This is a genomic window from Varibaculum sp. (assembly GCF_008661855.1).
In the GTDB taxonomy this organism is placed as follows: domain Bacteria; phylum Actinomycetota; class Actinomycetes; order Actinomycetales; family Actinomycetaceae; genus Varibaculum; species Varibaculum timonense_A.
Genome location: NZ_RPZY01000008.1, coordinates 65,824 through 78,610, shown reverse-complemented (window position 1 = coordinate 78,610; position 12,787 = coordinate 65,824). Strand labels below are relative to the sequence as shown.

The 12,787-nt window shown below is 48.5% G+C and carries 9 protein-coding genes and 1 tRNA gene; 4 read left to right on the top strand and 6 right to left on the bottom strand.

From position 1 onward, the window contains the following. Positions 1-95 precede the first annotated feature (95 nt). The gene (gene betT, locus QZT94_RS00805; RefSeq protein ID WP_296761217.1) at positions 96-2,165 is read left to right on the top strand and encodes a choline BCCT transporter BetT; all 2,070 of its coding nucleotides are present in this window, start codon (positions 96-98) and stop codon (positions 2,163-2,165) included. Positions 2,166-2,373: 208 nt separating this feature from the next. Then, a complete protein-coding gene (locus QZT94_RS00800) occupies positions 2,374-2,742 on the top strand; it encodes a hypothetical protein (RefSeq protein ID WP_072510481.1) in 369 nt (122 codons plus the stop codon). Here the strand turns inward: QZT94_RS00800 and QZT94_RS00795 are convergent, their stop codons facing one another. Further along, positions 2,743-5,001 (bottom strand): heavy metal translocating P-type ATPase, encoded by a 2,259-nt coding sequence (locus tag QZT94_RS00795; RefSeq protein ID WP_296761219.1) that lies wholly within the window; start codon positions 4,999-5,001, stop codon positions 2,743-2,745. It lies immediately after the preceding gene. Between the two features lie 86 nt (positions 5,002-5,087). Between QZT94_RS00795 and QZT94_RS00790 the strand changes: the two genes are divergently transcribed. After that, on the top strand, positions 5,088-6,518 hold the full coding sequence (locus QZT94_RS00790; protein ID WP_296761221.1) for an N-6 DNA methylase: 1,431 nt from the start codon (positions 5,088-5,090) through the stop codon (positions 6,516-6,518). Continuing rightward, on the top strand, positions 6,515-7,450 hold the full coding sequence (locus tag QZT94_RS00785; protein ID WP_296761223.1) for a BsuBI/PstI family type II restriction endonuclease: 936 nt from the start codon (positions 6,515-6,517) through the stop codon (positions 7,448-7,450). Before QZT94_RS00790 ends, QZT94_RS00785 begins: the two co-directional genes overlap by 4 nt. A 140-nt stretch (positions 7,451-7,590) precedes the next feature. On the opposite strand, the gene QZT94_RS00780 is transcribed toward QZT94_RS00785, so the two are convergent. The 5 genes from QZT94_RS00780 to QZT94_RS00760 all read right to left on the bottom strand — a co-directional run bounded on the left by QZT94_RS00780 (position 7,591) and on the right by QZT94_RS00760 (position 12,653). Continuing rightward, positions 7,591-7,666: transfer RNA gene (locus tag QZT94_RS00780), tRNA-Thr, on the bottom strand. An 88-nt stretch (positions 7,667-7,754) separates the two neighbouring features. Continuing rightward, complete coding sequence (locus tag QZT94_RS00775) at positions 7,755-9,803, bottom strand: DUF6541 family protein (protein WP_296761225.1); 2,049 nt, start codon at positions 9,801-9,803, stop codon at positions 7,755-7,757. Positions 9,804-9,915: 112 nt separating this feature from the next. Further along, positions 9,916-11,334, bottom strand: coding sequence for an MFS transporter (locus tag QZT94_RS00770; RefSeq protein WP_270626034.1), 1,419 nt, complete (start codon positions 11,332-11,334; stop codon positions 9,916-9,918). A 12-nt stretch (positions 11,335-11,346) separates the two neighbouring features. Next, positions 11,347-12,120, bottom strand: coding sequence for an IspD/TarI family cytidylyltransferase (locus QZT94_RS00765; protein ID WP_296761227.1), 774 nt, complete (start codon positions 12,118-12,120; stop codon positions 11,347-11,349). 17 nt (positions 12,121-12,137) lie between these two features. Beyond that, positions 12,138-12,653: a CarD family transcriptional regulator gene (locus QZT94_RS00760; protein ID WP_072510809.1), complete on the bottom strand. Its 516-nt coding sequence runs from the start codon at positions 12,651-12,653 to the stop codon at positions 12,138-12,140. Positions 12,654-12,787 lie beyond the last annotated feature (134 nt).

The following is a 12,787-nucleotide window of genomic DNA, read 5'->3' as shown; positions in this document are numbered from 1 at the left end:
TGAAATTGGTACTTTAACCTAGAGGAAGGTTAAAACGATTAACCTATAGGTGACGGCTTAAGACAAAGAGACAATAGGGGGATGGACGGTTTCTAATGAGCCAATCTGCAGGTGAAATCCCAACTGAACAGGAAGCGGCGCTAGCGGAAAAGGGAAAGAAAAAAGCAAAAGTAAATTTTCCGGTATTCCTAGGATCTTCAGCTGGGGTTCTATTAATTGCGCTCTGGGCTCTAATCTCACCTAATAGCGCCGCGAACGTATTGGGGGTGGCGGTCGGAGCCATCTCAAAATGGTTCGGCTGGTTCTATATTGGTCTGGCAGCCATAATCTTGATTTTCGTGTTTTTCCTCGGGTTTTCTCGCTATGGAGAAACCCGACTAGGACCTCCTAATTCACGTCCAGAGTTCTCTACTTTCTCTTGGGCATCAATGCTATTTGCTGCCGGTATTGGCACCGATATCCTGTTTTTTTCCGTTGCCGGTCCGGTTAGCCAATATATGCAGCCTCCCGTAGGTGAGGGGCAAACCATTGAGGCTGCCCGCGAGGCTACTGTTTGGACGCTTTTCCATTATGGAATCACCGGATGGGGGATGTATGCCCTTATGGGGATGGCTTTAGGATATTTTGCCTATCGCCGTAAAAAACCCTTATCGGTACGCTCCGCCCTCTATACAATCTTTGGAGATAAACTGAACGGTCCCTTGGGGCATATTGTTGATGCTGCTGCAATACTAGGCACAATTTTTGGGGTAGCGACCACGCTGGGAATAGGGGTGGTGCAGTTAAATGTGGGATTGGAAATCCTTTTCGGCATCAAACAGGGTATTGGCGCGCAAATAGGGTTAGTGGTTTTAGCAGTCGTGATGGCAACCATCTCGGCAACTACCGGAATCCATAAGGGTATTCGTTTCCTCAGCCAACTAAATGTCATACTCGCAATGTTCCTGGCTGGATGGGTTTTTTTCACTGGTAGAACCGATTTTCTCCTCAACGCTATCGTTATGAATATCGGGGATTTCATCTGGAGTTTCCCCCGTCGTTCCCTGGAAACTTTCGCCTATTCTGACGTTAATGCTTGGATGGCAGCTTGGACACTGTTCTTTTGGGCATGGTGGGTCGCCTGGGCATCCTTTGTGGGAATGTTTTTAGCGCGCATTTCCAGAGGACGCACCCTGCGGGAATTCGTAGTAGGAACCATGCTGATTCCCTTTTCCTACGTCCTCATGTGGGTAGCTATTTTCGGTAACGCAGCAATCGACATGATTAGACAGGGAAATACCACTCTCGGAGAAGTTACGTTAAAAACTCCTGAAATGGGATTTTATCTGTTACTAGAGCAATGCCCGGCAGCGGTATTCATTATGGGGCTAGCGACCTTTGTGGGCTTGTTATTCTATGTGACGTCCGCAGATTCAGGAGCCTTAGTGATGGCCAACCTGTCCTCATTCTTGCCGACGGTGCGCTGTGATGCTCCGGGATGGTTGAGAGTGTTCTGGGCAGGGGTTACTGGTCTATTAACTATTGGAATGCTATTAGTTGGGGGGATTCCGGCTTTACAAAATGCCACCATCATCATGGGACTACCCTTCTCTGTCGTCATGATTCTGGTGATGATTGGGTTGGCGAAAGCCCTCAAACAGGATAGGCGTGCTCGGCAGTTGCGAGCACATTCTGCCCGCAATATTTTAGCCGGAACTGGCTCTATAGCTGGCAGGTTGGAAACCAATTGGCGTGACCGGCTCAACAGAACTTTTGGACAGGTCACTCCGCTTGAAGCACAAGCATATTTGGATAGGGTAGCTGAACCGGCACTGCGGGACTTTGCTACCGAGCTAAATAAGCAGGGGATTCCCGCAAAGGTTATTCGTAAAGATGATGACCCTCTTGAACAGGTAGACACCCAGACCCGAATTTATGACCGGGTAAAACTGACGGCATTTAGCGGCCCTGACCAGTTTGTTTACCGAATATTGGCGGTTGATACTCCGGGTACTATTTATGCGGGTTCATCTTTGGATACTTCGCGTTCAACCCGTTTAGAGGTGCATCTACCTGACAACGATCAGGACTACGATGTTATGGGGTATTCTCGCAGCGCGATTATTCAAGATGCATTTGACCATTTTGACCGTTACCAGGATTATTGGCGGATAAATGATGCCTAAAACCTGCCGGAGAAAAGGCAGTATCCCACTTTAAATAACCCAGGGTAGCGTTTTCTATTTTCTGGCAAGTTTTTCCGGTAAGCTGCAAGTATCGACAAGATGCAAGGTGATTCGTTTTAGCTAGGTTCAAAAGGTAACGTTGGTGAAGCTAATCATTCAATAAAGATATCTTGTAAGGTCGTGCCAGCATTTTAGAGAGGAAGAAATAATGACTATCCCGGTGTCACTACCTAGATTACCGGAGGCTATCTCCTGTTTTAACTCGGCTTCTTTAATTACTTTGCCCTATGGTGCGCATGTAGACGTTCATACTGTGGATCCGCTGATAGAGGACGGTCGCCTGGTAATAAAGAACGCAAAAGATTCGGCATTACGAAATGGGGCAGCTAACCCTAACGTTACTTTGATTTGGCAAAGCCCCTACCCCCACGGTTGGAGCCTAATAGTTGAAGGTCAAGCTTGGGCAAACGGACCAGATTTAATGATAGAGTTCGAGTCCGGAATTCTAGACCGCCCCGCCTACCACAATGATGGTCCGCAGTGGGTTTGGCAAGACGGTACTCGACCCGTCCAATAGCTATCCAGCATTAACCGGCTGAAAAGAGCGCAGCCGCAGACTGTTTCCCACTACAAACAGAGAGGAACAAGCCATCGTCGCTCCGGCGAGCATCGGGTTTAACAATCCTACAGCTGCCAGAGGAATCGCAGCCACGTTATAGGCAAATGCCCAAAATAGGTTACTCTTAATGGTTTTTAGGGTGCGTCTAGAAAGCCTGATAGCGTCAATGGCCGCCAACAAATCTGATCGCATTAAAGTAATATCTGCTGCTTGAATAGCCACGTCAGTTCCGCTACCCATGGCGATTCCTAAATCTGCCTGTGCAATGGCGGCAGCATCATTAACTCCGTCTCCAATCATGGCTACCAAAGCGCCCTGTCTTTGCTTAGCGAATACCGCCTCAACTTTATCTTTTGGTTTCACTTGCGCGATAACTTCTGTAATTCCCAGTTTCTTGCCGACCTGGTGAGCTATCTCCTGCCCGTCACCGGTTAAAAGCACCGGTTTTAACCCCAGGTCTTTAAGTATCTCTATGGCCTGGGCACTGTTTTCTTTTAACCGATCAGCAAACCCAAAAACTGCCTTTACCTGCTTATCTACCGCCACCAAGATGGCGGTTTCACAGCGTCGGGAACACTCGTTAAGCACCGCCAACATCTGTGGCGCAATACCAACCCCGCGTTCCTCGATAAAACTGCGATTACCCGCCAATACCGCTTTACCCTCGACAGTTCCGCTGAGACCGCCTCCTGGATAGTTACGAAAATCGGCGGGTATCTGAGCGCTATTAAGGGTGATTCCTTTTTGTGAAGCCGCCCGAATAATTGCCTGGGAGATGGGGTGTTCGCTACCAGATTCAAGGATTGCGACCTGGTGTAAAACTGAGACCTCTTCCTCGGGAAAAATGCTCACCATTTCCATATTTCCGCCGGTAACAGTGCCAGTTTTATCAAGGATAACCGTATCTACTTTCCGGGTTGATTCCAGTATTTCGGCTCCCTTGATTAAGATTCCCAGTTCTGCTCCTCTGCCGGTACCTACCAGTAATGCGGTGGGGGTAGCCAAGCCGAGGGCGCAGGGACACGCAATGATTAACACTGCGACTGCGCAGGTAAAGGCGGTAACAGGGGTGGCAATTAGTAGCCAAACAACAAAAGTCAATAGTGAGATAGTGATTACTGCCGGAACGAAAATCGCAGATATGCGATCGGCAAGACGCTGAATCGGAGCTTTTCCTGACTGCGCCTGCTCAACTAGACGGGTAATCTGGGCGAGCTGAGTATTAGCACCTACTTCGGTGGCGCGAACTACGAGATGTCCATACGTGTTGATAGTAGCGCCGGTAACTTGATCGCCAACCCTCACTTCTACAGGCATCGATTCCCCGGTGAGTAGGGAGTTATCTACGGCGCTGATTCCAGATACTACTACCCCGTCAGTGGCAATCTTTTCCCCAGGCAAGGTAATAAACTCTTCGCCCTTCTTAAGCTCGTTAATCGGGATTTTAACCTGCCTACCTTCGCGCACTGCGGTTACCTCCTTTACCCCCATTTTGGCGAGGGCGCGCAGCGCGTTGCCGGAGCGAACTTTAGCCCGTTTTTCAAAATATCTTCCAGCCAGGATAAACACGGTTACCCCGGAACATACTTCTAGGTAAATGTGGCTACCTGCCTCCTTCGGGTGGGCAATCAGTTGGAAATCGTGGGTCATTCCTCTCATGCCGGCGTCCCCTAGAAAAAGGGCGAAAAGTGACCAGATGAAAGCAGCTAAGGTTCCTAGCGAAATCAGGGTATCCATGGTGGTGACACCCCGTTTGATATTCAAGAATGCGGCGCGGTGGAATGGGTAGGCTCCCCATAGGGTTACCGGAGTGGCGAGAGCCAGAGATACCCACTGCCAATAATTGAACTGTAGTGGGGGAATCATAGCTAATAGAATTACGGGAGCAGCGAGTATAGCGCAGATAAGTAGGCGCTTGCGCAAAGCTGACAGTTCGCCCTCAATACCGTTGCTGTCCGGGTTATTCTCTGTATTTTCACTTTCGGTATCTGCGCGCTTTATAACCTGGTAACCAGCGTTTTCGACTGTTTTAATGAAGTCTTTAACGCCGAAATTTCCAGATTTTGTAATGGTGGCTTTTTCGGTGGCGTAATTTACGCTGGCGCTTACTCCCGGCATTTTATTGAGGTCTTTTTCAATATGTGCAGCACACGCTGCGCAACTCATTCCCCCGATTTTTAGTTCCAGGTTTTCTGAAATGCTTTCAATATCTGCCATAGGTTTCCTCTCACTTTCGCGCTCTATGCTACTAGGTAGGTAAGGAGGTAGTGAATTAGTGAAACGTATTTATATAGGATTGTGATATGGGCATGATGGAACGAGCAGGGATACGGCGTAAAAATACCCTTGCCTGCCTAGATTCTGTTGAACAGGCTTCGCGGGGGCAATTCTTTACTCCCCTCGCTGTGGCCGAAATTATGGCAAGAATGCCTAGAATTCCACACTCAGGTACAATCAAGGTTCTTGATCCAGGTGCTGGCACCGGTATGTTGAGTGTGGCTATGGTCAGCTATCTTTACCAGCATCGACCAAGTCTAAAAATTGAATTAACAGCTGTTGAGAATGATGAAAAACTGTTAGGAGCGTTGAAAGATGCCCTGAATGACTGTAGTAGCCTGGGCGTAACTGTCCGACTCGTATCAGAAGATTACATTACTTGGGCACTGGAGTCGCAAGAGCGTTTTGATATTATCATCGAGAATCCGCCCTATCGTAAACTTCGCGCAGGTAGCGTTCATGATAGAAAACTGCGTAACCATGGAATTCAGGTTCCTAATTTGTATGCAGCTTTTATGGCGTTAGGGGTTCGGCAACTATCAGTCGATGGACAGCTGGTTGTAATTGCGCCACGCTCTTGGATGAACGGTACTTATTACTCGCGTTTTCGTAAAGATTTGGTAGGTAGAGCCTCTTTTAACGCTATTCATATTTTTGGTTCTCGTTCCTTGGTATTTGGAGATATGAATGTCTTACAAGAGTCAGTTATTGTCTGTTTGACCCTAGGTAAAAAACAGAGTGACATCCTTCTTCGTTTTTCTCACGATCCTTCCTCAAGATTTACGGAACGCCTTGCAACTGTTGATGAGGTTATTCACTCGGGCTTTATTTTCGTTCCTGCAACTCAAAATGACATTGATGCAGTTGCCTGTATGGGACAGTTTCGGCACACATTGGACGATTTGGGGCTGAGTGTCTCAACTGGCAAGGTAGTAGATTTTCGTTCCCGAGATATTTTGGTTGATGCACCCGATATTTTTTCTAAAAGATTAATCTATTCAGCGAACATTATTAACAATCAGGTTGTCCATCCGCGCACTACACTATCCAAGCCACAATGGATTCGCTGCATGGATGACAAAGCTAGTAAATTATTTTGTCCTGCTGGAAACTATGTGCTGGTGAAAAGGTTTTCTGCTAAGGAGGAAGCCAGGCGACTCGTCTCAACTGTCTGGGCTAGCTCAGAACCATCAGCCTTTGACAATAAGTTGAATTATATTCACCAATCTAACCAGGGGCTTAACCCAATGCTGGCGCGCGGAATAGCCCTTTGGCTTAATTCGCCCCAAGTTGATGCCTATTTTCGGGTATTCAGTGGGCATACTCAGGTTAATGCTACGGATCTTCGACATCTAAAGTTTCCTAGTAGCCACGCGCTGATTGCAGTTGCTAGGCAGAACTCTAATCCTGAAACGGCTTTCCAAGAATTAGTAAATGGAAATATTGAGGCAGCATGAGCACTTTAGAAGAAGCTCGTATGATTCTTAGAGCGTTAAAGTTTGACGACAAGCGCACTAATGCTATGGCAGGACGCACATTAATGGCGTTGGCGGGAGTAGATGCCAACATTACCTGGTCGGAAGCTACTACAGAGCGAATGGGTGTGCGCGGCATTATGGATTGGATGCGGGAAAGACTTGACTATCAAATAGCCGAGAATTCTCGTGAAACTGTGCGTAGATTCGTCCTCCACCAATTCATTGAGGCAGGTTTTTGTCTATATAACGACGACAATCCCTCGCGACCAACAAATTCGTCCCTGAATAACTATCGACTCAATCCTGAAGTAATAACCGTTATTCGGCAATTTGGTACTTCCGATTTTGCTTCTGCCGTTGCTGAGTATCTCGCAGATGCTCCAGGGCTTGCAAAGCGGTATGCGCAAGCTAGAAAGATAGCACGAATTCCTGTGAAACTTCCTAACGGAATCCAAATTAGTCTCAATGGTGGAGGTCAAAACTCCTTAATAAAAGCGATGATTGAGGATTTTTGCGGATTCTTTGTACCGCAAGGCGAAGTACTATACGTGGGGGATGCTGAATCGAAATTTAAAGTCTTTGAAGAAGACCGTCTAAACTTGCTGGGCGTAAAGCTTGATAGACACGGAAAGTTCCCTGACCTAATTGTTTATCAGCCTGACAAGAACTGGCTATTTCTGATGGAGGCTGCTTCAACTCACGGACCAGTCGATCACACACGTAAAAATGAACTGTCGCAAATCTTCGCCTCGTGCGAAGCTGGCTTGGTCTATGTATCGTGTTTTCCTGATTTAGTTACCATGCGTAGATTCTTAACCAATCTTGCTTGGGAGACGGAAGCATGGGTTGCTACTGACCCAACACACATGATTCATCTCGATGGTGATAAATTTCTTGGTCCTTACACGTAACCCATATTTGCGGACATAGCCCCCGGCAATCCTATATAGTCCAAATGCTGTTTATATTTAAATCCAGATGGATTTCGCGGCAGGATTGCTGATGGGTGAAGAAACGAAAGTGAAACCGGTACTACCGGTTTTGTTAAATATGGAGCCGCTAATCGGACTTGAACCGATGACCTACGCTTTACGAGAGCGTTGCTCTACCAACTGAGCTATAGCGGCAAAGTGCTTAAAGCACCGTGTCAGTCTATCTAGCCTTATGCCTGCTTTCCAAACTAATCGACCAGGTATAACGGTTATTTTCGCCACGCTAGGGATTGCAGCCGTTAAAGCGGTAAAGAACAGCGCGCCCTCCTCGATCCACCTCTGTGAAATACCCGTCTATAGCCACTCCATAAAAACCTGGCCATTCGAAGCTGCGCGAAACCCCCCTGAACTTGCTATCTGGGCGAGTATAAAAATGAGTAACCTTTAGATGGTTAAGAGCCTGGCAAATCTGCGGGTCTTTACCTAAGTCATTCAGATGATAGAACAGCCGACTGCGCTTAGAATCCCAAACCGATTTACTTAGGGCAGGGAAAACCACTTTACGTCCCGCTATAGAGTCAAAATAGACGGTTCCGATGGAAGGATCTCCCAGGATTACCGCATCTTTTGGCAAGGTTGAAGCGGAGCGGTTAATTAAAGCCAATTCTGCGCTGTTTGCGAACCCATCTGTGCCCGTCTGGTTGGGATTAAAAACTGACTGGAGTGCCCATAGCCGACTATCGGAGGCAGAAATACCGATAATCAGGGAGAGTGAAAGGACGGTTACCACCCCAACTTTACGTCCTCTGCGGGATACCTGCCGGGATTTAAGGAAGCGAGAACCGCTCACTATAAAGAAGTCTAAACCCACGCCAACCAGCAGGTTTAGGGGTAACTGGAGTAGAGCCATTAGACGGCGCGGATCCGAATACCAAGGACCGGTTAATACTTTTAGCTCGGTGGGTGGCAGGGAAGAAACCATGACCAAGAAAGCGCAAACCGCCCAGCTTCCCAGCAACCACTTTGGTGCCTGCCCATTAAATATCGCTACAATCCCAAAGATAAATAGCACAGTCATTAATCCCATGAACAGGATAAATGGCACAGACTGGTAGAAGAAAGGAGCGGGGAAAAGAGGACGAACAAAGGAAAGGAGCAAATCACCTTTTCTATCAAATAGGGCGGTAGCCAAACTGGAGGGGTTAAGGAAAGCCACCTCGAGAACTATCAAGGTTCCAAGGCACGCCCCTAGCCACCCGGCGAGACTAGAGAGTTTTCCTCCCCTCACAGCTTGCCATAAATGAGTAACAATAAGCGCTGTAAGCGGTGGGAAAAGCAGTGCTAACAGATTGAAAAAGATCGCGGGGTGAACCCAAACTGCCCCTATCCCCATAAAACAGGAAACAAAAAATACTGTTAAAAGCGAAGATAGCTTAAGGGGTAATCCGAGGGGGATTAAATAGGTAGCTGCGGGGTCAGAAAGTAGCGATGACCCTGCTACTTTTCGCAGATAAGCTAGGAGCATCCGACCCAAAACTAGGATTAACGCTGTAATTCCCGGCACTAATGCCAGTCCGATTCCATTAGGCCATTGCACGTAGCGGGCGAGGGAATCAGCCGGGAAACAGAAAGTGAATCCGGACAATACGGTTACCAGCAGCCCGGCGCGCCGAGAAATCCCTATCAGACTTACCAGTGCACATATTCCGATAATCCACCAGCACACTAACAATGCAAAGGTGAGATTAGCGGCAGGAACTACGGATTTAGAACCGGTAAATAGGACGGTGAACACGTGCCAACCATCAGGATAATAACGTTTGGCACCATCACCATACATTCCAGATAGGGCATAAAGAGGATGCGCATCTTGGGTGCGGCGCAGCAACGAGAGGGCGTTGTAGTGGAAACTGGGATCCCAACGTTGAGCGGGATTATAAAAGTTCACGGTTGCCAGCATTGGGGCAATACCTGCGACGATACCCCCTAATCCGGAGCCAAGTAACGGAAAATCCCAGGAGATATTAAACCCGATATTGCGGCGTCGCCAGGTAGCGAGGGCAGCAAATATTACGCTAAGTAGGGTTATTAGCGGGAAAACTGTGGCAGGTTTCCAGCGCCAATAATCTGGGAAAAAGCCCAGTTTTCCCAGCCAAAGGGTACTCGAGGGGGAAAGCAGAGCTGCTAATACTAGAAGTAAGAAAAAAGAAAGCGCCGGAGAAACCGCTAGGGTCAGCCTTTTTGAAAGTCGCGGAATGAGTGCTCGAATCAGGGTGAATCCCGGTAGCACAGAAAATGCCAGCATCGCGAGAAAGATAGCGACTAGCTGCATTTTCTTGCCTTACCTTTAGCCATAGAGGATTTTTCTGATTAGACTTTACCGTCTGCGCTACATGAACACTAGCTTGGGTTTCAATCTTTATAAATGCGTTTAGGGATGGTAACTATTTTTGAGGACGCTCCGGGGCTTTCAGGGGTGCGAGCAGCGCGAACCCCACTCCCAGTAGCAGAGTAATCCCTAATACTCCGAAATGCTGGGAGCTGCTACCGGCGGGAACAATCAGTTTCCCAATCCACACAAATAGGGCGAAAAGGGCGGGAGATAGGAAAGAAACCGCCCGTCCGGTGGTGGCGTACAGACCGAATAGTTCGCCCTCGCGCCCTTTGGGAATAATTCGGGCAAGGAACGAACGGGAGGCTGACTGGACAGGACCGACAAATATGCAAAGTAACAGCCCAAATGACCAGAAAATTTTGGCTCCCCCGTTGTGGGCAAAGAACAGAGTTAAGCCGAGGATAGTCATGCAGCCAAGGGAAAAAATCATGACTTTTTTAGGGCCGAAATAGTCGTCAGCGGCTCCGCATCCGATAGTTGCGATTCCCGCTACCACGTTGGCGACAATCGCAAAAATCATTACCTGCCCGCGGTCTAGTCCGAACACGGTGGAAGCTAGGATTGCCCCATAGGTGAATACCCCTGCCAGTCCGTCCCGGAAAATAGCGGAAGCAATCAGGAATCGTAAGATTTCAGGAGCGGTTTTTGCTAGACTTGTAATAGTTTGCCAAAGCTCAATATAGGCAGCTTTGATTCCGGCAAGAGTACCGGCGGATTCTTTGTCTTGAGAATCAATTCCCGCCATAGTGACCGGGTGGAGTTTCCCATCGGCTCCGCGCCTCCTGCCTGGTAAAGCCACTATTACCGGGATGCTAAACACCGCGAACCAGATGGTGGCAAATACCATGGCGATACGGATATTCATATAGTTTTCCCCGGTAACCCCAAACCAGCCTACCTCGGGGGAAATGAAACCGATATAGAGAATTCCCAACAAAAAAATACCGCCCAGGTATCCCATACCCCAGCCGATACCGGAAACCTTCCCCATATTCTCTTTAGTGGAAACTCGTGCCAACATGGCGTTATAGTTCACTGAGGCGAACTCGAAGAAGATGTTGCCAAAAGATAGCATGGCGACCCCTAGCCACAGCGCCCCGGTTTTTCCTAAAGGTGAAGTGGGATAGACCGCGAACATTAACGCCATACAAATCGTGACTAGACAAGAAAATAGCGCAAGCATCCGGGTACCGCGCCCTTTATGGTCGGCTCTCTGTCCAGAAACCGGTGCTACCAGAGCAATTACCAGTCCAGCAAACGCTAATCCGATTGATAAATCGGTGGTGGCTTCATTTCCGGGGGCGAATAAATCCTCGGTGGTTAGGTAGACGGTGAAAACGAAAGTGGTTGCTACCGCATTGAAAGCGGCAGACCCCCAGTCCCATAACGACCAGGCAAAAATCTTGCCTTTGGTGCGGTCATTGCTTTGTTCCGGCAAATTTTGCTGGTTATCGGCGGTCTCAGCCATAACTTCCTGCCCTTAGTCGCGGTCGGGGTTTTCTGCCAGCCAAGTGGCTAGCTTCAAGTCTAAGGGATAAGTGATTTTTAAGGCGCGCATCGAGCCGGGAACAAAATACTGTTCGTGCCCTAGGGTAGCTACGAGTACAGCGTCATCAACAGCTTCGCCCTCGCAAATTGATTCCTCTCGGGCTCGGTCGTGAGCTGCAAAAATAATATCCCCAGCGAAACCTTGCGGGGTTTGTACGCAGCGCAGACGGGAACGGTCAGGAGTTGAACCGGCGGGGGTTATTTTAAGTCCCTGGCGGGTGAAGGTGTCGCCTTTAACTTCTCGTACAGTATCGATTAGTTCAGTAGCAGGCACTACTGCCGGGCAGCCGGATTCCACTGCCTGACATACCCTTTCAAACTGGGCTATCGGGGTGAGGGCACGGGCTGCGTCATGGATTAGCACAATCGCTGTCGGGTCGTTTGCTGGCAGCTGTCCATTGCCCGGTTCAAAACTCAATAATCCTTTAAGACCTTCGTAAACAGATTTTTGTCGGGAGGAACCTCCGGGCAGTACTGTCCACGGATAGGATAGGGCGGCTTCGCGGGCAATCTGGGTGAAGGTCTCAAGATAGTTTGCGGGGGCAGTGATTGCTACCCCTGCTAAGTCACCTAGAGGTTCAAGACCGCGCAGCGCATGGTGCAGTATCGGTTTTCCTGCTAGGTTTACCAGCGCTTTCGGTTCTTTATGTCCCAAGCGAGTGCCAGAACCAGCAGCGGTCACGACGCAGTAAATGCTGCGTCCCATAGCCAGTTCCCTAACCCTTATTTGTTATTGACGCGGTCGTATTCTATTTGGGCTTCTTCCATGATTTTATCGAGGCGATCGGAGGCGGCCTCTTCGTCCTCATGTTTAGCCAGGGCAAGTTCGGAAATTAAAATCGCGCGCGCCTTGGCAAGCATCCGCTTTTCACCTGCAGACAGCCCTCTTTCGTTGTCGCGGAATGTTAAATCCCGAACTACCTCGGAGACTTTTAGAATATCGCCGGTAGCTATTTTCTCGCCGTTAGCCTTGTAGCGGCGTGACCAGTTCGTAGGCTCTTCAATATAGGGCTGCTGTAGCACGTCAAGCACTTCTTTTAGACCATCTTCGTCTACTACGTCACGAACCCCAACCATATCGACATTTGCTGCCGGTACCTGGATGGTCATATCACCATTGGTGACCCGCAACATCAGATAGGTGGTGTCTTCACCTTTGAGCTTACGGGTAGTGATATTTTCAATCACTGCGGCACCGTGATGGGGATAAACAACGGTCTGACCGATTTCAAATGTCATAACTTTTAGGCTCCCAAATACAAATTTTCCGGATACCATTCTACCGTAAAACCTCTTTACCTGCTAAAGAGGACTTAGCCACAAAGGTGGTAGCCGAAATAGCTGTTATTTGCGGTGATGTGGCACTTTCAAAA

What these genes read in the sequence shown, in the direction of transcription:
- betT (WP_296761217.1), top strand. Translation starts at nt 96, where the DNA reads ATGAGCCAATCTGCAGGTGAAATCCCAACTGAACAGGAAGCGGCGCTA.
- QZT94_RS00800 (WP_072510481.1), top strand. Translation starts at nt 2,374, where the DNA reads ATGACTATCCCGGTGTCACTACCTAGATTACCGGAGGCTATCTCCTGT.
- QZT94_RS00795 (WP_296761219.1), bottom strand. Translation starts at nt 5,001, where the DNA reads ATGGCAGATATTGAAAGCATTTCAGAAAACCTGGAACTAAAAATCGGG.
- QZT94_RS00790 (WP_296761221.1), top strand. Translation starts at nt 5,088, where the DNA reads ATGGGCATGATGGAACGAGCAGGGATACGGCGTAAAAATACCCTTGCC.
- QZT94_RS00785 (WP_296761223.1), top strand. Translation starts at nt 6,515, where the DNA reads ATGAGCACTTTAGAAGAAGCTCGTATGATTCTTAGAGCGTTAAAGTTT.
- QZT94_RS00775 (WP_296761225.1), bottom strand. Translation starts at nt 9,803, where the DNA reads ATGCAGCTAGTCGCTATCTTTCTCGCGATGCTGGCATTTTCTGTGCTA.
- QZT94_RS00770 (WP_270626034.1), bottom strand. Translation starts at nt 11,334, where the DNA reads ATGGCTGAGACCGCCGATAACCAGCAAAATTTGCCGGAACAAAGCAAT.
- QZT94_RS00765 (WP_296761227.1), bottom strand. Translation starts at nt 12,120, where the DNA reads ATGGGACGCAGCATTTACTGCGTCGTGACCGCTGCTGGTTCTGGCACT.
- QZT94_RS00760 (WP_072510809.1), bottom strand. Translation starts at nt 12,653, where the DNA reads ATGACATTTGAAATCGGTCAGACCGTTGTTTATCCCCATCACGGTGCC.